General features: G+C 59.0%; 17 protein-coding genes. 8 read left to right on the top strand and 9 right to left on the bottom strand.

The features are described from left to right. Window positions 1-232: 232 nt before the first annotated feature. The gene (locus JZX87_RS18585; protein ID WP_148144584.1) at window positions 233-1,012 is read right to left on the bottom strand and encodes an IclR family transcriptional regulator; all 780 of its coding nucleotides are present in this window, start codon (window positions 1,010-1,012) and stop codon (window positions 233-235) included. 563 nt (window positions 1,013-1,575) lie between these two features. Here JZX87_RS18585 and JZX87_RS18580 point away from each other — a divergent pair. From JZX87_RS18580 to JZX87_RS18545, 8 genes are all read left to right on the top strand, one after another. Beyond that, window positions 1,576-2,499, top strand: coding sequence for a DUF6282 family protein (locus JZX87_RS18580; protein WP_206827239.1), 924 nt, complete (start codon window positions 1,576-1,578; stop codon window positions 2,497-2,499). Between the two features lie 111 nt (window positions 2,500-2,610). Continuing rightward, window positions 2,611-3,915 (top strand): MFS transporter, encoded by a 1,305-nt coding sequence (locus tag JZX87_RS18575; protein WP_206827237.1) that lies wholly within the window; start codon window positions 2,611-2,613, stop codon window positions 3,913-3,915. 107 nt (window positions 3,916-4,022) lie between these two features. Continuing rightward, window positions 4,023-4,754 (top strand): NAD(P)H-dependent oxidoreductase, encoded by a 732-nt coding sequence (locus tag JZX87_RS18570; protein WP_148144581.1) that lies wholly within the window; start codon window positions 4,023-4,025, stop codon window positions 4,752-4,754. Between the two features lie 46 nt (window positions 4,755-4,800). Further along, on the top strand, window positions 4,801-6,009 hold the full coding sequence (gene bktB / locus JZX87_RS18565; protein ID WP_210349076.1) for a beta-ketothiolase BktB: 1,209 nt from the start codon (window positions 4,801-4,803) through the stop codon (window positions 6,007-6,009). 17 nt (window positions 6,010-6,026) lie between these two features. Then, complete coding sequence (locus tag JZX87_RS18560) at window positions 6,027-6,788, top strand: HpcH/HpaI aldolase family protein (protein WP_206827235.1); 762 nt, start codon at window positions 6,027-6,029, stop codon at window positions 6,786-6,788. Between the two features lie 3 nt (window positions 6,789-6,791). Next, on the top strand, window positions 6,792-7,700 hold the full coding sequence (locus JZX87_RS18555) for a cupin domain-containing protein (protein ID WP_206827233.1): 909 nt from the start codon (window positions 6,792-6,794) through the stop codon (window positions 7,698-7,700). Window positions 7,701-7,841: 141 nt separating this feature from the next. Next, window positions 7,842-8,501, top strand: a complete 660-nt coding sequence (locus tag JZX87_RS18550; protein WP_206827231.1) for a CoA transferase subunit A — start codon at window positions 7,842-7,844, stop codon at window positions 8,499-8,501. Further along, entirely contained in the window at window positions 8,498-9,154 is a 657-nt protein-coding gene (locus JZX87_RS18545; RefSeq protein WP_148144576.1) for a 3-oxoacid CoA-transferase subunit B, read from the top strand. The genes JZX87_RS18550 and JZX87_RS18545 overlap by 4 nt, the downstream gene beginning before the upstream one ends. 180 nt (window positions 9,155-9,334) lie before the next feature. Here JZX87_RS18545 and JZX87_RS18540 read toward each other — a convergent pair whose 3' ends face one another. The 8 genes from JZX87_RS18540 to JZX87_RS18505 all read right to left on the bottom strand — a co-directional run bounded on the left by JZX87_RS18540 (window position 9,335) and on the right by JZX87_RS18505 (window position 18,007). Beyond that, entirely contained in the window at window positions 9,335-10,540 is a 1,206-nt protein-coding gene (locus JZX87_RS18540; protein ID WP_206827229.1) for a pyridoxal phosphate-dependent aminotransferase, read from the bottom strand. 75 nt (window positions 10,541-10,615) lie between these two features. After that, window positions 10,616-12,253, bottom strand: a complete 1,638-nt coding sequence (locus JZX87_RS18535; RefSeq protein ID WP_148144574.1) for a hydantoinase B/oxoprolinase family protein — start codon at window positions 12,251-12,253, stop codon at window positions 10,616-10,618. 16 nt (window positions 12,254-12,269) lie between these two features. After that, entirely contained in the window at window positions 12,270-14,360 is a 2,091-nt protein-coding gene (locus JZX87_RS18530) for a hydantoinase/oxoprolinase family protein (protein WP_206827228.1), read from the bottom strand. A 174-nt stretch (window positions 14,361-14,534) separates the two neighbouring features. Then, window positions 14,535-15,380: a transporter substrate-binding domain-containing protein gene (locus tag JZX87_RS18525; protein WP_148144572.1), complete on the bottom strand. Its 846-nt coding sequence runs from the start codon at window positions 15,378-15,380 to the stop codon at window positions 14,535-14,537. Between the two features lie 40 nt (window positions 15,381-15,420). Beyond that, window positions 15,421-16,071 (bottom strand): amino acid ABC transporter permease, encoded by a 651-nt coding sequence (locus JZX87_RS18520; RefSeq protein ID WP_148144571.1) that lies wholly within the window; start codon window positions 16,069-16,071, stop codon window positions 15,421-15,423. A gap of 9 nt (window positions 16,072-16,080) precedes the next feature. Beyond that, window positions 16,081-16,749, bottom strand: a complete 669-nt coding sequence (locus JZX87_RS18515; RefSeq protein ID WP_148144570.1) for an amino acid ABC transporter permease — start codon at window positions 16,747-16,749, stop codon at window positions 16,081-16,083. Between the two features lie 10 nt (window positions 16,750-16,759). Continuing rightward, complete coding sequence (locus JZX87_RS18510) at window positions 16,760-17,515, bottom strand: amino acid ABC transporter ATP-binding protein (protein WP_148144569.1); 756 nt, start codon at window positions 17,513-17,515, stop codon at window positions 16,760-16,762. An 18-nt stretch (window positions 17,516-17,533) separates the two neighbouring features. Then, window positions 17,534-18,007 carry a RidA family protein gene (locus JZX87_RS18505; protein ID WP_148144568.1) on the bottom strand — a complete coding sequence of 158 codons (474 nt, stop codon included), beginning with the start codon at window positions 18,005-18,007 and terminating at the stop codon, window positions 17,534-17,536. Window positions 18,008-18,159 lie beyond the last annotated feature (152 nt).

Raw genomic sequence — 18,159 nt, 5'->3', positions numbered from 1 at the left:
CTCTTACGGTTTGCCGGAATTTGAACGCTATGCGCCGACAGGTCGTCTCATGCTTAAATTTTGGCGGAGATATGATCCGTACCGGCGAAACAGCATCGCTCGCTTGTTGTGAGCGGGCACGCCATCCTTGAGAAAGCACCGGGCTTGGACCGCCTTGAATTGTTCACCCGTGGGTGTTCGCGAAATCATGACCACCCGGCTTCACATCGGTTATGCCGGGCCAGGCAGTCTGTTACCCCGAATACCCCAGAAGCCGCGAAATTCGCACGGCGGTGCTCTTCGTCTTTTCGATATGTTCTTCTGATGGAACCTCGCCGAGGAACTGGATCATGTCGACGATGCCCACAGCGCCACAGACCATGCCTGCTGCGTTGAATATCGGGCTGGCGAGCGTGTTCAAACCGAGAGCGGCCTGATTGGGCGCGACAGCCCAGCCCTGCCGCCGGATGATTTCGTATTCTTGCGCCAGCACGGTCGGCGAAACGATTGTCTCAGGGGTGAAAAGCTCAAGCCGGTTTCGTAATACACGCGCCTGAAAAGCCTGCGAGGAAAAGGCAGTTGCGACTTTGCCCTGAGCAGACCCGTGAAATGACAGGATCGATCCGACCCGAACCCCGATTTCAATCGAAGCCCGCCCAGGAACGGTCGCAATGACAAGCATGCCTTCCGGCGTCAGTTGGGATGCGACAGCAGAGTGGCCCAGCGCATCCCGAAGATCGAGAAGCGGATCGTTGGAGGCACGAATAAGACCCATATTGTCGAAAACGGATTGGCCGAGAGATAGCAGCTTGGAGCCTAATTCATATCGTTCGGAATCATCCTGCTGAAATACATATCCCTGCTGAACAAGCGTCTGGAGATGGCGGTGGATACGGCTTTTGCTTGTCCCTAGCGTATTGGCGAGGCTGGTCACACCTACACCCTTGGGAGTGCGGACGACCTGCTCGATAATATTCATCGTAAGGATGACGGACTGGAGGCCATCTGAATTTTTGTCTTCAGTATCAGTCATCTGCCGTTACACCTTTAAAACTCATCCAAACGTCCATAAAATAATCGGAGCCGCTTTGTGCTTCCGAAGCATGCTAAATCCAGGCATCCGAGATTTCTGGTCGAGTCTGAAACAATAGCAGCCTGCCATTTTTCCATTCCGGAACGCTCTGCTGGAGCGTCTTTCAGAAAATTCATTCCCTCCCAAGACGCCGCAAAACACTCGTGCGCAATTTCGTCCACGGGCGTAACCGCTCATTCGCGAACATAAACTGGTAAGAACAAAGTTCTGAGAAATCAAGGTATTTGGCTTTCCGCTTGCGAAACAGCAAGCCTTCTATCGGCGTTTAAATCCCAGAAATATTGACCGCCGCATCCGTTTGACGCGCAAGCCGTCCCCAATCAACCGCTTGACGAATGATCGCGGAAAGCAAATAAATCAGAACACCGTTTCTTTCAGCGGAACAAAAGAATGCGGTGCCGTGATTGATGGAATGGCATCCCTCTTCTGGAGGTCCGTCTTGGAATAACGGAAATCGAGCTGGTGACGTGAAGATGCCGCCAGAGGAGAATGGAGGAATATAAATGGCTGAAATTGCCTCAAGGACCTCGGAACTTGACGCCCGTGTCGATGAGATATTGCGCGGGGGCGTCGACCCGCATGTTCACAGCGGCCCATCGATCGCAGCTCGGGCTGTCGATCATCTGGAACTGGCCAGACAACTCTCGGATGCGGGCTTCATTGCGGCCGTCACCAAGGATCACGACTACTCCGGCGTCGTGCCAACGGAGATGATCCGCAAGCATCACCCCGAACTTTCGACAAAGGTTTATTCAGGCATCGTACTGAATAACGTGGTGGGTGGCTTCAATCCTTATGCGGTCGAGCACACCGCTGCCATGGGCGGGAAAATTGTCTGGTTGCCGACACTTGCCGCCGAAAACCATCTTAAATGGGAAAAATCATCGGGCTGGGTTCATCCTGCATCGACGCAGAAAATCCGCCCAGCGACCGCGGTTCCGCTTTTCGACAGCGACGGCAAGCTTCTCGAACCAGTGCTTGATGTTCTCGATGTCGTTGCAGCAACTGGCATGGCCTTAGCCAGCGGCCACATCCACGTCTCAGAGACAAAGGTGATATTCGCGGAGGCTATAAAGCGGGGCGTAGAACACCTCATATTCACTCATCCGGAAGACATCGTCGGTGCGTCCCTGGAAGACGCCCGCGAACTCGCCGGAATGGGGGCCTATGTAGAGCATTCGCTCGCCTTCTTCCTGAACGGTTCGAAGTTCCAGACGCGCAAGGAAGAAGAGCTTAAGGCTCATATCGATATCGTTGGCGTAGATCGGACAATCTTGTGTTCTGATCTCGGACAAGTCGGCACATTCACACCGATTGAAGGTTTCCGAAATGGCGTTCTCGCCTGCATCAAGCTTGGCTACTCCGACAGCCAGATCCACGAAATGGTGGCGACCAATGCGGCGAATGTCCTCGGCCTCACCGGCTGACCATTTGATACTTGCTATCAAGCCAAAAGGTTGGCCTGAAAGCGTATTTCAAAATTATTAGCGCTGTCTGCTTCGGACCGGGAATCCGAAGCAGCTTTTCTGGAGGAAAAAATGTTACAATGGTATCATGAGCTTAACAGCAAAGAACGAAAGACGTTCTATGCTTGCTTTGCCGGGTGGGCGACCGATGCGCTCGACACACAGCTCTTCAGCTTTCTTATTCCGACACTTGTTGCGTTCTGGTCGATTACCAATGCCGAAGCCGGCTGGCTCGGCACATCCGCTTTGATCTCCTCTTCAGTCGGTGGTTGGGTCGCCGGCATTCTTTGTGATCGCATCGGTCGCGTGAAGGTCATGAAGATCGCCATCGCATGGTTCACCGTATTTACCATCGCAAGCGGCTTTGCCGATTCCTATGAGCACCTTCTGATTGCCCGCATTCTCTCCGGCCTCGGCTTCGGTGGCGAATGGGCCGCAGGCGCAGTTCTCATGGGTGAAGTCATTCGCCCTGCCTATCGCGGCAAGGCCGTCGGTAGCGTTCAGAGCGCCTATGCACTCGGATACGGATTTGCGGCCATCCTGTCTTCGGTGCTCTTCGCCACGATCGAACCGTCCGAGGCCTGGCGCTGGATGTTCTGGATCGGCGCACTTCCTGCCGTCTGGGTTTTCTGGGCACTGCGCGGCGTGGAGGAACCGGAAGTCTTCCTCAAAGCCAAGAAGGAACAGCACGCCCGTGGCGAACGTGTCAATCCGCTGGTCATCTTCGCACCACGTTACCTGAAGACGACGATCCTGTGCTCGCTGCTTGCTCTGGGGGTACAGGGCGGCGCATTCTCGATCGTCATGTGGCTGCCGTCGTTCCTCAAGAGCAACTATCACCTCACCTCGGTCGAAGTCGGTTACTATGTCTTCGTACTGACCTTCGGATCGTTCGTCGGCTATATCGTCGCTGCTTATCTCTGCGATTCCATCGGCCGCCGGCTCAGCTTCTTCGTCTTCACCATCCTGAACTGGATCATCATTCCGGTGTTCCTGTTCGTGCCGGAAATGGGTGCGGTGTCGCTGCTGCTCATCTTCCTGTTCGGCTTCTCGCTGCTCGGTATCTACAGTGCGCTTGGCCCTTATTTCACCGAGTTGTTCCCCAGTCTCATCCGTGCGAACGGGCAGGCTTTCAGCTACAATTTCGGCAGAGCCGTGGGTGCCTTCTACCCGGCCATCGTCGGCATGCTGGCATCCGCTGAACTGCTGCCCTTGCACAGCGCAATGGGTGTGACGGCAATGTCCGCTTACGTCTTCGTGTTGCTAGCCGTCGCAATCCTGCCGGAGACCAACGGCCGGGATCTGACCACGACGGATGGAAAAGTCGATGCGACGCCCGTCGCGCCGAGCGGACAGCCAAACGAAGCCAACCCTTAACAATACCGTCAAACGCAATCTGAAATTCCCAACGGCCTCAGGCCGTTGGGGGTCGGTAGTGCGCGACACCCGGAATCTCAACATCTCAGCTGAAATGCGTGACCACCATGACAATTCAGAATCGAAACATCCTGATCGTTACCGCTCACCCTGAACAACGGTCCTTCAATCATGCGTTGACCGAAAGCGCCGCCGCTGCGCTGCGTTCCGCCGGACATGATGTCGTGGTTTCGGATCTTTATGCCGAAAATTTCGGCGCCTCCTCCGGACCTGGCGATTTCACCGCCCGTGCGGATGCCGATCACCTGCACTATCAGAACGAACAGACCAATGCGGTTCGCACCAAATCCTTCGCGCCCGACATAGCACGCGAACAGGCCAAGCTTGCTGCCGCCGATGTCGTCATCTTTCAATTCCCGCTCTGGTGGGGAGGGCCGCCCGCCATCCTAAAGGGCTGGCTCGACCGGGTTCTGGCCTATGGCTTCGCCTATGTGGACGGTTATCGATTTGACACCGGCCTCTTTCGCGGCAGGCATGCGATCCTGTCGGTGACCACAGGCGGAACACCCGCCCGTTTCAGCGACGATGGCGTTTATGGACCGATTGAACAACTCCTGCGCCCGATTAAGCGCGGTGCGCTGGAATATATGGGCTTCGAAGTCGCGCCATCCTTCGTTTGCTACGGCGCACCACGCATGAGCGAGGAGGATCGCCAGACCCATCTGTCGCTCTGGGCGAAACAGGTGCTCGAGATCGCCAGGCTTCCCACGGACAAATCGCTTTATCCCGCCGACCCGCTGTCTCTGGTTGAGGACGGAGCATGGGCGAGAGGCCGATGACGTCGGCAAGGATACATTTGGAACGAGCCTGCCTCGTCACCTCTGATTGGAGTTAAAAAGGGAACAGGACATATTCATTCTCGATGGGGCCCGTACCGCGATCGGTACGTTCGGGGGGGCATTGAGCACCTTTACACCGGCGGAACTCGGCGTGATTGCCGCAAAATCAGCGATTGAACGCTCGGGTGTTGCCGCTGCCGATCTCGACAATGCCGTCGCCGGCAATGTCATTCCGAACTCGCCTCGCGATCTTTACCTCGGGCGCGTGATCGGCATGGAAAGCGGCTTGCCTGCCTCTGCACCGGGCCTCACGCTTAACCGGCTCTGCGGCTCCGGCGCCCAGGCAATCGCAACGGCAGCTTCGATGATCCGGGCCGGCGAAAGCAGGCTCTCGCTCGCCGTAGGCTCCGAAGTCATGAGCCGTGCCCCCTATTCGATCGACAGCCTGCGCAAGGGCCAGAAGATGGGGGATGCCGGGCTGACCGATTGGTTGCTCGGATCGCTTACCGATCCGTTTGGCTGTGGGGGAATGGGCATCACGGCGGAAAACATTGCTGCCAAATACGATATCGGCCGCAGCGAGCAGGATGTCTTCGCACTCGACAGCCAGCAGAAGGCAGTGCGCGCGATCGCCGGGCAGCGGTTCGCGTCTCAGATCGTTCCGGTCACGGTCAAGACCCGGAAAGGGGAGCAGATCGTCACGCAAGACGAGCATCCCCGCGCGGATACGACGCTCGAAGGCCTTTCATCTCTGCGACCGACCTTTCGCAAGGACGGTACGGTGACTGCCGGTAATGCGAGCGGCATCAATGATGGTGCTGCAGCCGTCGTGCTGGCAAGCGGCGCAGAAGTTGCTGCCCGAAATCTTCGTCCGCGTGGAAAATTGCTCTCGTGGGCCGTTGCCGGCGTTCCGCCGGAAATCATGGGTATCGGCCCGGCTCATGCCGTTCCGCTGGCGCTGCAGCGCGCGGGCCTCGATCTCGCGCAGATCGACGTGATCGAATCAAACGAGGCATTCGCCGCGCAGGCGATTGCCGTGAACCGGCTGCTCGGTCTGCCTCTCGAAAAGGTCAATCCGAATGGCGGTGCAATCGCGCTCGGGCATCCGCTGGGCGCGACCGGCGTCATCCTGACGGTCAAGGCTCTTTATGAACTGGAGCGCATCGGCGGCCGCTACGGTCTCGTCACCATGTGCATCGGCGGTGGGCAGGGGATCGCTCTTGTTATCGAGAATTGCCTGGCCAATCGCGCGTAGACTTCAAGGAGGAAAAAATGACTTCGAATTTGCGAACACGGATCCACGCAGGTGAGCTGCTTGTCGGGTCATTCATCAAGACGCCTTCCCCGCATGTGATAGAAATCCTTGGTCATGCGAAACTGGATTTTGCGGTGATCGACCAGGAACATGCGCCGATCGGCATCGCCCAGGTGGACATGCTGGCACTTGCCGGCAAGGCGATCGGCCTGCCGCTCCTGTCCCGTCGCTGGGGTGCCTCGGTCGACTGGATCTCTCCGCTGCTCGACCTCGGACTTGCCGGAGTGATGGTGCCGCACGTGCTGAATGCCGAAGGTGCCCGTGCCGTCTGCGATGCAGTGCGTTTCTCTCGTGGGAAACGTGGCCTTTCGCCATCACCACGGGCCGGCAATTACGGTGGCATCGGCATCGCCGACTATCGTGTCAAATGCGACGCGGAGAGTGTCGTTATGGTGCAGATCGAGGACAAGTCGGCGCTCGATCATCTCGATGAGATCGCCGGCGAGCCGGATGTCGATCTACTGTTCATCGGGCCGGCAGACCTCTCGCAATCGATGGGGGTCAGTTATCCCTCGCCGGAACTGGATGCCGCCATCGACCAGATCATCGCAGCCGGCAAGAAGGCGGGCATCGCAATCGGCCTGTTCGTCGGCGATCCCGCCCATATCGCCAAATGGCACGCCCTTGGCGTGACCGTCTTCGTCTGCGGCTCCGATCAGGCGCTTCTGCGCAAATCCGCCACCCAGATGATGATCACAGCAAAAACCGAGAAGGAGTGAAACATGTACAACGACAAGGATCCGCGCGCAGATCTCTTCGCCGCGGCGGCAAAGCCGCCGGCAACGGGTTTGGTTGCAGAAGAGCAACTGGTGACCTTCTATGATACGCCACCGCAGGATGAGCATAATGGAAGCCGCACCTGGTATGTCAGGGGTTGTAATTTCGTCCTCGCTTATTCCGAAACGAAGGACGGGGCGACCCTGGAGCGCAAGGGACAAGCTGACGAATACGTTCTTTATCTTGCCAATCCGGCCGACAGGGCGATCGTCGAGTGGGGTGGTCAGAAGGTCGAGGTTGCGGGTTATTCCGTCACCTTCATACCGCCGGGCGACAGCCGGATCGTCCTGCCGTCTGGCGGCAAGCTCGCACGGCTTTTCACCACGGCCTCGAAGGATCTGGTCAAGGCATGCCCCAATGCCGACGCTTACGATGTGCCGCGCCAGCACATCCCCGCATTCGAGCCCTGGCCGGAACCCGTGGGTGGGTGGAAAGTACGCCAGTATTCGCTGAACGTTCCCGATGAGCCGGGTCGTTTCGGGCGAATCTTCCGCTGCACGACATTCATGGTGAATGCGCTTCCGTCGCAGGTCGGACCGCGCGATCCGGCAAAGATGTCGCCGCATCATCACGACGATTTCGAACAGTGCTCGCTGGCATTGGGCGGGAGCTTTACCCACTACCTGCGCTGGGCCTGGACGACCGATATGGCCGACTGGCGCGAGGACAAGGCGATTGATGTCGGCTCGCCATCGGTGCTCGTCATCCCGCCTCCGGTCATTCACACGACGCGGGCCAGCAGCGACGGCAACAACGATCTGGTCGATATCTTCTGCCCGCCGCGCGTGGACTTTTCGCTTAAGCCCGGCTGGGTTTTGAACGATGCCGACTATCCAATGCCGGGCACCCGGTAATCCAGCGGGAGAGGGCCAGGCTGGCAGCAGTCGGCCCTCTCCTGGAATGTGCCTGTTCGAAAGTGCGCAAGGCGCTGCCTCGGGCGGGCGTTCCAGCACGGCTGCAAAGCTTCAGCTCTTTAGAAATCAAAGGTCTCAAAAATGTACAAGGTGAATACCGCCGAGGAAGCCGTGCGACGGATACCAGATGGAGTCGTCCTGATGATCGGTGGCTTCGTCGGCATCGGGACGCCTCAGGATCTTGTCGATGAACTGGTGCGTCAGGGAAAGAAGGATCTGACGCTCATCGCCAACGATACAGCGCGCCCGAATGTGGGCGTTGGCAAGCTGATCGACGCCGGGCTGGTGAAAAAGGCCATCGTCAGCCACATCGGCACCAATCCGGTCACGCAGAAGCAGATGATCGGCGGAGCGATAGAGGTCGAACTGGTTCCGCAGGGCACGCTCGCCGAGCGGGTACGCGCCGGAGGTTCCGGGCTTGGCGGCGTGTTGACGCCAACCGGTGTCGGCACGGATGCGGCGATCGGCAAGGAAACGATCGAAATCAACGGTATCCCCTATCTGTTGGAAACGGCGCTCAAGGCTGACTTCGCCTTGATCAAGGCACGCAGCGCGGATTACTCCGGGAACCTCCGCTATTCGCTGACATCGCGTAATTTCAATCCGCTGATGGCCATGGCTGCTGAAATCGTTATCGCGGAGCCGGACGAAATCGTGCCGGTTGGTTGCATCGAGCCCGATGCCGTCGTCACGCCGCATGTTCTTGTTGACTTGCTGATTGCGAAGGGAGCCACGATATGAACGACAAAGAGATCATCGCGAGGCGGGTTGCTCAGGAACTCAAGGCCGGCACACTTGTCAATCTCGGGATCGGCTTGCCCACCATGGTCGCATCCTACCTGCCTGCCGGGCTCGACGTTTCGTTCCAGTCGGAAAACGGCATTATCGGCATGAGCGCCTTGCCTGATCCGGGTCTTGCCGGAAGCAATCTCACGGATGCCGGAGGGACACCTGCAGGCGCGTTGCCGGGAGCCTGTGCCTTCGACAGCGCCATGTCGTTCGCACTGGTTCGCGGCGGCCATCTCGATGTCACTGTGCTGGGGGGGCTTCAGGTCGACGAAGAAGGACACCTTGCCAACTGGATGGTGCCCGGCAAGATCGTGCCGGGCATGGGCGGCGCAATGGATCTCGTATCCGGCGCCAAGCGCGTCATCGTTGCGATGACGCATACCGCCAAGGGCGAACCCAAGATCCTGAAGAGATGCACCTTGCCGCTGACATCCGTTCGCCGCGTTGACCTGATTGTCACGGAGATGGGCGTCATCCAGCCAACAGAAGAAGGCCTCGTGCTTCTCGAGACAGCGCCGGGCGTGACAGTCGAACAAATTGTCGCCGCGTCGGAAGCCAAACTGTTAATGCCGAAGGTTCCAGGCGTGATGGGCATCGCAGCCTGAACTATCGGTTCGCGGGAGCGGTGTATCCTCCTCCGTCGCCGCTCCCGCTTCATTCCGCCTCATCCCGAGGCATCATCATGTCCCGGCGTCAGCTTTCCTCTTTCGCCAACGCTACGCCACACCAATCAAGGGCGGCATGCCCACCATTTCACAATCTGCGCCATCCGGGGGATTTGCGTCTCAAGGTTTGAGCGAGCGCACCATATTGGCCAGCCTTTCGCAGGCACTTTCGAGTTCAGGTTCGGATGCCGCGATCGATAGCCGAATAAATCCGGGCGCCGCAAACGCAGCCCCCGGCACACTCGACAGGCCGAATGTCTGCAACAGACACGCCGCAAACGCCGTATCGTCGCCGAGAACGACACCATCGGCAGTCTTGCGGCCAATCAGTTGCTGCACGCCGATGAAAGCGTAAAAGGCTCCATCGGGCGCTATGAAATCGATACCCTCGATCTCGGCCAGCCGGCCGGCCACGATCTTCGCGCGCCCGGCAAATGTTCGGGCACCCTCGCTGACAAAAGTCTGATCTCCGGTGAGGGCCGCGATTGCTGCCGCCTGAGCGACCGGCGACACGCATGAGACGCTTTGCGACTGCATCTTGTTGAGCGTCGAAATCAGCGCTTTCGGACCGGCGGCATAACCCAGCCGCCAACCCGTCATGGCGTAAGCCTTGGAGACGCCGTTGACGATCAGCGTCCGGTCCCGCAACTGCGGGCAGGCCTCGCCGAAGGAGACAAAGGGCGTGTCGTTCAACAGCACATGCTCGTAGATCTCGTCGGAGACGATGAGCACACGCGGATGGCGCGCCAGCACATCTGCAAGCTTGCGATATTCTTCGCCGGAATAGATCGCTCCTGTCGGATTGGACGGAGAATTCAGCATCAGCCATCTGGTCTTCGGCGTGATCGCTGCTTCGAGCTGCTCGGCCGATAACTTGAAACCGGCATCCGCACCGCAGGTCAGATAGACCGGTGTGCCCCCATGCAGCGAGACGATGTCTCCGTAGGATACCCAGCAAGGTGTGGGAATGATGACTTCATCGCCCGCTTCCAGCGTTGCGAGAAACACGTCGAACAGGATCTGCTTGGCGCCATTGGCAACCATCACCTCGTCGGTGGAATAATCCAGTCCGTTTTCCGTCTTGAACTTCTTCACGATCGCCTGACGCAGGCTTTCCATTCCCGCGGGCGCGCCATAGCGGATACCGCCCTTGCGGATCGCTTCGACGGCCGCTTCCGCAACATGCGGCGGCGGTTCGAAATCCGGCTCGCCGAGCGACAGGTCGATAATGTCGTGACCTTCTGATGCCAGCTTCTTTGCCGCCATGGCAATCGCCATGCTCGGAGACGACTTGATGCCCGCGGCACGGCGGTTCTCGAAACTCATTTTCGGCTTCCCTGGAGGATTTGACTTGATCGAAACCGGGCGGGGCCTCTGCCTCGCCCGACACTCTTGGGAGAGTTATTTCGAAGCGACGTAGTCAAAGGCGATATCGCGTTCTGCCGCAGCGACATCCCGTTTGTCAGCCGACCCGTAACCGCCGCCGCCCGGAAGCTGCAGGATTAGCCTGCGACCGGCCGGAACATGCTGGCGACCCTTGGAAGCGAGACGGGTTCCGTCATCCAGCATCACGGCACCGGCGGCACCGTTTTCACCACCTTCGCGACCGCGCGGGGGATGATCGACACGGTCGAACATGGCGTTGAAGTGCATCTCGTGACCCTCGGTCGGCGAGATTTCCACCACCTGACCGAGACCGCCGCGGAACTGACCGGCACCGCCGGACCCGTCGCGCAGTTCCTTGCGCCAGAAGATGACCGGACCGACATGTTCTGTCGCCTCGATCGACATCGAATGCACGCCGCTCGGGAATGCCGTTGCGCTCATGCCGTCGAGCGTCGGGCGTGCGCCGGAGCCACCGCTGTTGAACAGCAGAACCTCGGCACGCTGGCCGCCATCAGCCGGAGCCTTGTCGCCCTGAAGCGGGCGAACGCTGACATGCAGGTTCCACAGCGCGCCAGCACCTTCCGCCGGCACCTTGCCCGGCAACATCTTGTGCACGGCGCCGAGCACTGCATCGGGCACCAGATGGCCAAGTACGTGGCGCACCGAGACAGGCGCCGGATGCTGGGCATTCAGGATGCAATTCTTCGGTGCCACGACGCGGAACGGCAGGAGCGAATAGTGGTTATTTGGAATATCGGGTGCGATCGCGACCTTCATGCCGTAGCATGCATAAGCTGCCGAATAGATGATCGGGCAATTGATGCCCTTCGGGCTCGGCGGCGAGGTCCCGTCAAAATCAGCGAGAATATGATCGCCTTCGACATCTAGACGTACCGCGATATCGATCGGTGAACCGTAACCATCGACCCGCATCGTGTTGGAATAGGAGCCCTTCGGTAAGGCAGCAATTCGCTCGATCGTGGCGTCATAACTGCGCTTGAAAATGAATTCGCCGAGCGTCTCCAGATCGTCGAGCTCGAACTCTTCCATCATGTCCATCAGCCGGCGATGGCCGATCTCGTTGCAGGCGGCCAGCGAATAGACGTCACCGACCACCTGATGGCTCTCACGCACATTGTTGTGCAGGATGTTGACGAGATCCTTGTTGACCTTGCCGCGCTCGGCAAATTTCATGATCGGAACGAAGATACCCTCTTCATAGACCTCGTTCGCATCCGGCCCGAAACCGCGACCACCGACATCGACCACGTGTGCCGTGCAGGCGAAATAACCGACAAGCGCGCCGTTGCGGAAGCTCGGCGAAACGACGGTGAAGTCGTGCAGGTGGCCGGTGCCCTTCCATGGATCGTTGGTGATAAAGACATCGCCTTCGAAAATGTTTTCAGGCCCGATATCGCGGATGAAGTGACCGACGGCTTCCGCCATCGCGTTGACATGGCCGGGCGTGCCGGTGACCGCCTGGGCGATCATCAGGCCGCCGCGGTTGAAGACGCCGGCGGACAAGTCGCCCGATTCACGCACGCTGGTGGAGAATGCCGTGCGGATGAGGGTGACGGCCTGCTCTTCAACGACGGAGATCAGCCGGTTCCACATGATCTGCATGTGAACGTCGGAAAGTGCATTGGTTTTCATGGATAGTATCCTCCGTTCAAGCGCTCTGCTTGACGCGTACGAGCAGGCAGCCATCGGCCTGCATGATGACTTCGCGGCTGGCGGTGATGATGGTCGAGGTTTCGCGTTCGGTGATCACGGCAGGCCCCGAGACGAAATCGCCCGGTTTCATGTCTGTGCGGTCGACGATCGAAGCATTCTGGAAGCTGCCTTCCTGCACATCGAAGATGTCGCGTGTGCCACGAACCTTTGCCGCGCCGGCCTTTGCCGTCTTTCCGATCCGCTCCGGCGGCGCGACCTTGGATGTGGCCCGCAGCGACCAGCTGACGATCTCGACATCGAGCCCGTCGATGACGCGACCGAAGAAGTGTTCGTATTGCTCGTCGAACAGTTTGCGGAACAGGTCGCCATCGGCATCCGCATAGTCACGAACTTCGATCGTCACCGGCACTTCCCAGCCCTGACCGACGTAGCGCATGTAGGCGATGCATTCGAGATCCGGATCGGCATCTGGCGCGCCGGAGCGCACGAAGGATGTCGCTTCCGCGATCAGCTCAGACACCGTATGGTTGATCGCGGCCGCATCGAAGCGGCTGAGGCGGCTATAAGCGCTGCGAACGCTTTCGAAACCGAAGGGTGCTCGCAGGAAGCCGATAGCCGAGCCGACACCCGCGCCCGGCGGGATCAGAAGTTCGGCCATGCCGAGCTTTTCGCAAAGGCGCGCGGCGTGGATGGGGGCAGCACCGCCGAAGGCGATCATGGTGAACTCGGAGAGTTCCTTGCCGTTTTCCACGGCGTGCATGCGTGCCGCATTGCTCATGTTTTCGTCGACCACCTCGCTGAGGCCATAGGCGGCTGTGGCGATATCGGTATCGAGCTTGGAGGCAAGATCCGTATCTATCGCCTTGTCAGATGCCGGGCGGTCGAGCTTCATCGCGCCGCCGGCAAACTCGTCGGCATCCAGACGGCCAAGGATGAGGTCGGCATCGGTGACGGTCGGGTTTGCGCCACCGCGGCCGTAGCAGGCCGGACCCGGTTCGGAGCCAGCACTATGCGGGCCGACGCGGATCTGGCGCATGCTGTCGATCGTTGCGATCGAGCCGCCGCCTGCGCCGATTTCCACCATTTCGATGACGGGAATAGAGATCGGCATGCCGCTGCCCTTCTTGAAGCGCCAGGTACGTGCCACTTCGAAGGTCTTTGAGGTTTTCGGCGTCTGCTTTTCGATCAGGCAGATTTTTGCCGTGGTGCCACCCATGTCGTAGGAGAGCACCTGATCGAGACCATAGCTGCTGGCGATATGGGCTGCGAAGATCGCGCCGCCGGCCGGGCCGGATTCAAGCAGGCGTACCGGAAATTCGATGGCGCTTTCAACGCTGATGATGCCGCCGCCCGAGTGGATCATGAAGACCGGGCAACGCGTGCCCTCTTCGGTCAGGCGACCGACGAGGCGATTCAGATAGGACGCCATCAGCGGCTTGACGAAAGCATTGGCGCAGACGGTGTTGAAACGCTGGAACTCGCGCATCTGCGGCGAAACTTCAGAGGAGATCGAAACCGAAATGTCTGCCTTCTTGGCGAGAAGCCGGTCTCTCACGATCTTCTCGTGCGTGCCGTTCAGATAGGAGTGAATGAAGCCGATGGCGACGCTCTCATAGCCGGCGGCGATGATGTGATCGCACAGGGCATCGACCTCATCGAGATCAAGCGGCTTCAGCACGAGACCATCGGCGCCGATACGTTCATCGACGACAAACCGTTCGTTGCGCGGCACGAGCGGCGCCGGCAGAACGATATCAAGATCATACTGTTCGAAACGGCTTTCGGTGCGCATTTCGATGACGTCGCGAAAGCCCTTGGTGGTGACGAAGGCGGTGCGGGCGCCGCGCCGCTCGATCAGCGCATTGGTGGCGAGCGTCGTGCCGTGAATGATCGTATCGATTTCGGAAAGCTCGACACCGGCGACTTCGGCGACCTGCCGAATGCCCTTGACGATCGCATTTTCGGGATAGGAATAGTCGGTCAGCACTTTGATCGAATGGAGCGTGATGCCTACCTCCATCGCAACGTCGGTGAAGGTGCCACCGATATCGACACCGACCCTGATCTGCTTGCCATCTTTCGCCATTGTCTGTCTCATGCTCCATAAGCGAGCTGTTGTTGCGTGCTGCCCGAAAACCCGTTTTTCGGCGTGCAGCGACCTGTCCCCGCCCGCGCGAACAGGCGGGGGCCAAGAGCTCTTCAGTTGTTGATGTTTTCTGTCCGGCGCGGCGGCCTTCAGCGGTCGCGCTGGATCGAGATGTTACTGCTTGCCTGTAAAGTCGACGCCCGGCAGCGTGGTCGGGAGTTTTGCGCGATCGACGCCGATCCACTTCTTGTAGAGCGCGTCGAGCGTGCCGTCAGCGGTGTGACGGGTCACGAAATCGGTGAGGAAGGCGAGCATTTCCTGGTCGCCCTTGCGAACTGCCATGCCCTGAAAGTTGTCGGCAACCTTGTACTTGCGCTCGAACTGCGCATCATAACCAGCCTGCTTGATGACGAGGCCGTAGGTAATGCTGCCGACGATAGCGTCGACCTGGCCGGACAGCAGCGACTGAACCGTCGTCGCGTCATCATCGAAACGCTTGATCTGCGTATTCGGCGGGGCGACCTTGACGAGAAGCGGATCGAAGGCGCTGCCGCGATTGACGCCGATCACGTATTTGCCGAGATCCTCATTGGCCTTTATGGCCGCGTCCTTCTTACCCCAGACGGTGATGTCGTTCGACGAGTAGGGAATGACATACTGGATCACCTTGGCGCGTTCCTCGGTGATCGTCATGGACGGCACGAGGAAATCGACATTGCCGTTGACCAGCAGCGGAATGCGGTTCTGGCCGGTGATGCGCTCGAACTTCACCTCGACGCCGAGTTCTTTGCCGATCAGCTTGGCGATCTCGATGTCAAACCCGTCGTTCTGGCCCTTGGGATCGATGAAGCCCCATGGAAACTGATCCATCTGCACACCGATCGTGGCAGTACCCTTGGCCTTGATCTCTTCCGGCGTCACGGCGAAAGCCGTTGTGGCAAAGGAGGTCGCAGCCAGAAGCACGGCGGCGAACCCGCCCATGACTTTCGAACGCGCAAGGGTCAATGCTGTATTGAACATGTGGTCACCTCTGGTTGGTTTCTTTTCATGCGTTCTTGTTTTACCGAGCGGCGTTGAGGCGCCTTTCGATCTTTGCGCTGCAATAGGTCAGGGGTACGCAGATGATGAAGTAGATCAGTGCGACCGCCCCATAGACCTGCAGCGGCTGAAAGGTGATGTTGGCCATCAGCTGCCCCGATCGGGTAAGCTCGGTGAGGCCAAGCAGGGCGGCGAGCGCCGTGCCCTTGATCAGGTTTACGAGGAAGCTGATGGTCGCCGGCAGGCCGATGCGGAAGGCTTGCGGCAGGACCACATCGATCATCCGGTGCATGTAGCCGATGCCGAGCGCTCGCGCCGCTTCGCTTTGACCATCCGGCACCGCCTGGATGCTGCCGCGCCAGATTTCGCCGAGAAAGGCGCTCGTGTGCAAGGACAGGCCGATCGTCAGCGCCACCCAGATATCCACTTTGAGCCCCAGAAGCGGCAGGCCGAAATAGACGAAGAAGAGCTGGATCAGCAGCGGCGTGCCCTGAAAGATCTGGATATAGGTCGCCATCAGGATGCGCAGCCAGCCCCATTTGCTGGTTCGCCCGAGTGCCACGGCAAGCCCGAGCGCGCCGCCGAGGGTGAAGGCAAGCAGCGACAGGACAACCGTCCAGCGTGCGCCTTCGAGCAGAAAGAGGAACTCACCCCAACCGAATTGACGGATCATCTCGCTGCCTCACTTTGCCGGATAGGAGAAATAGACCCGGCCGATCACGCCGAGAGCGATGGAGAAGAACTGCGACAGCGCCAGGTATATGACGCCGAGCGTCAGATAGATCTCGAAGCTGCGGAATGTCTGGGCATCGAGCGTCTGGGCGAAATAGGTCAGTTCTTCGGCGGAAACCGATGACATCAGGCTGGAGTTCAACATCATGAGGATGAACTGGCTGCACAGAGCCGGATAGACAGCGCGGATCGCCGGGCGAAACACGATGAAGCGGTAGATGTCGACCGCATGCATGCCGAGCGCCCTACCCGCCTCGATCTGGCCGGGGCGAATGGACTGGACGCCGCCGCGGACGATCTCGGCCGCATAGGCCGCACAGTTGAGCGTCATTGCAAGGATTGCGGCCTGTTCGCCGCTCAGGCGAATGCCGATCGCCGGCATGCCGAAGAAGACGAAGAACACCTGCACGAGGATCGGCGTGTTGCGGATCATCTCGATGTAGCCGACGGCGATTGCTTTCAGCGCCGGCTTCTTGCTCATCCGCATCATCATGAAGACGATGCCGAGCGACAGGCCGAAGATCATCGATAGCGACGACATCTTCAGAGTACCGATCACGCCATCGACCAGCGACGGCCAGGCTGCAAACACGGGGGCGAAGTCGAATGTGTAATTCATCACCCGCCCCTCAGTGATTGAGGATCTGGCTGAGGAAGGTCTTGGTACGCTCATGGCTCGGATTGCTGAAGAACACATCCGGCTTGGCGCTTTCAATGATCTCTCCGCGATCCATGAAGATGACGCGGTGCGCCACGGCGCGGGCAAAGCCCATTTCATGCGTCACGCAGATCATCGTGATGCCATCGTCTGCAAGCGAGATCATCGTGTCGAGCACTTCCTTGACCATTTCCGGATCGAGCGCCGATGTCGGCTCATCGAACAGCATGATCTGTGGATCCATGCAAAGCGCCCGAGCGATTGCGACGCGCTGCTGCTGGCCACCGGAGAGCTGAGCGGGATATTTCTGTGCCTGCTCGGCAATATGCACCCGTTCCAGATGGCGCATCGCCTTGTCCTTTGCCTCTGCTGCGGAAGCCTTGCGCACGCGGCGCTGCGCCAGCATGCAGTTCTGCAATACCGTCAAATGCGGGAAGAGATTGAACTGCTGGAACACCATGCCGACATCGCGGCGGATGTGGTCGGCATTGGAGCCCTTCTGGCTGAGCGTCGTGCCGTTGACGGCGATGCTGCCTTCCTGGATTTCCTCCAGATGGTTGATGCAGCGGATCAGCGTCGACTTACCGGATCCGGATGGGCCGCAAAGCACGATATGCTCGCCGCGCCCGACTTCAAGGTTGATCCCCTTCAGCACCTGCAGGTGGCCGTACCACTTGTTGACGCCGCTCATGGAGATGGCTTTTTCCGAAATGCTGGTCTCGTTCATGGCCAGTTCCCCTTTTTGTCAGGCTTCAGGTGCGATTTCGAAGATCGCATCGACTTCGACGGATGATCCGCGCGGCAGCGAACCGGCACCGAGCGCCGTGCGTACATGGCGACCCTTGTCGCCAAAGATCTCGACGAGAAGATCGGACGCACCATCGATGACCGCGGGATGTCCTTTGAAGTCCGCCGGTGCATTGACGAAGCCGCGCAGCTGGACGCACGCAACGACCCGATCCAGATTTCCCTCCAGCGCCGCATTGACGCGTGCCACGATATTCAGTGCGCAAAGCCGGGCAGCCTTGTAGCCATCTTCGGGCAAGAGGTCTTTGCCGACGACACCGACATAATGCTCGACGCCATCGATCCTTGGTATCTGACCTGATACGAAGAGAAGGCTCCCAACGATGCGATGCGATATGTAATTCCCAGAGGCTGGCGCAATCGTAGGCAATACGATACCGAGCTCTGAGAGGCGTGCGGAGACGACACCCATAGCGACTTTCCATCCGATTTTTAAAGATGCGCCAGAAGCGCAACCATGTTCCCGGAGCAGGTCGTCATAGGCTTGATGGCGTTGGCTGATCGCCTGCTCACTTCTTATGGTTTGAGATTATTGAAATACTATCTCTTGTCAATAAGAAAATT

Source organism: Agrobacterium sp. Ap1 (assembly GCF_017313375.1).
Lineage (GTDB): Bacteria > Pseudomonadota > Alphaproteobacteria > Rhizobiales > Rhizobiaceae > Neorhizobium > Neorhizobium cellulosilyticum.
The sequence above is the reverse complement of the archived record's forward strand: the minus strand, read 5'-3'. Positions and strand labels throughout refer to the sequence as shown.

Bases quoted from the DNA above. Each gene is read 5' to 3' on its own strand.
- JZX87_RS18585 (WP_148144584.1), bottom strand. From the start codon at position 1,012: ATGACTGATACTGAAGACAAAAATTCAGATGGCCTCCAGTCCGTCATC.
- JZX87_RS18580 (WP_206827239.1), top strand. From the start codon at position 1,576: ATGGCTGAAATTGCCTCAAGGACCTCGGAACTTGACGCCCGTGTCGAT.
- JZX87_RS18575 (WP_206827237.1), top strand. From the start codon at position 2,611: ATGTTACAATGGTATCATGAGCTTAACAGCAAAGAACGAAAGACGTTC.
- JZX87_RS18570 (WP_148144581.1), top strand. From the start codon at position 4,023: ATGACAATTCAGAATCGAAACATCCTGATCGTTACCGCTCACCCTGAA.
- JZX87_RS18560 (WP_206827235.1), top strand. From the start codon at position 6,027: ATGACTTCGAATTTGCGAACACGGATCCACGCAGGTGAGCTGCTTGTC.
- JZX87_RS18555 (WP_206827233.1), top strand. From the start codon at position 6,792: ATGTACAACGACAAGGATCCGCGCGCAGATCTCTTCGCCGCGGCGGCA.
- JZX87_RS18550 (WP_206827231.1), top strand. From the start codon at position 7,842: ATGTACAAGGTGAATACCGCCGAGGAAGCCGTGCGACGGATACCAGAT.
- JZX87_RS18545 (WP_148144576.1), top strand. From the start codon at position 8,498: ATGAACGACAAAGAGATCATCGCGAGGCGGGTTGCTCAGGAACTCAAG.
- JZX87_RS18540 (WP_206827229.1), bottom strand. From the start codon at position 10,540: ATGAGTTTCGAGAACCGCCGTGCCGCGGGCATCAAGTCGTCTCCGAGC.
- JZX87_RS18535 (WP_148144574.1), bottom strand. From the start codon at position 12,253: ATGAAAACCAATGCACTTTCCGACGTTCACATGCAGATCATGTGGAAC.
- JZX87_RS18530 (WP_206827228.1), bottom strand. From the start codon at position 14,360: ATGGCGAAAGATGGCAAGCAGATCAGGGTCGGTGTCGATATCGGTGGC.
- JZX87_RS18525 (WP_148144572.1), bottom strand. From the start codon at position 15,380: ATGTTCAATACAGCATTGACCCTTGCGCGTTCGAAAGTCATGGGCGGG.
- JZX87_RS18520 (WP_148144571.1), bottom strand. From the start codon at position 16,071: ATGATCCGTCAATTCGGTTGGGGTGAGTTCCTCTTTCTGCTCGAAGGC.
- JZX87_RS18515 (WP_148144570.1), bottom strand. From the start codon at position 16,749: ATGAATTACACATTCGACTTCGCCCCCGTGTTTGCAGCCTGGCCGTCG.
- JZX87_RS18510 (WP_148144569.1), bottom strand. From the start codon at position 17,515: ATGAACGAGACCAGCATTTCGGAAAAAGCCATCTCCATGAGCGGCGTC.
- JZX87_RS18505 (WP_148144568.1), bottom strand. From the start codon at position 18,007: ATGGGTGTCGTCTCCGCACGCCTCTCAGAGCTCGGTATCGTATTGCCT.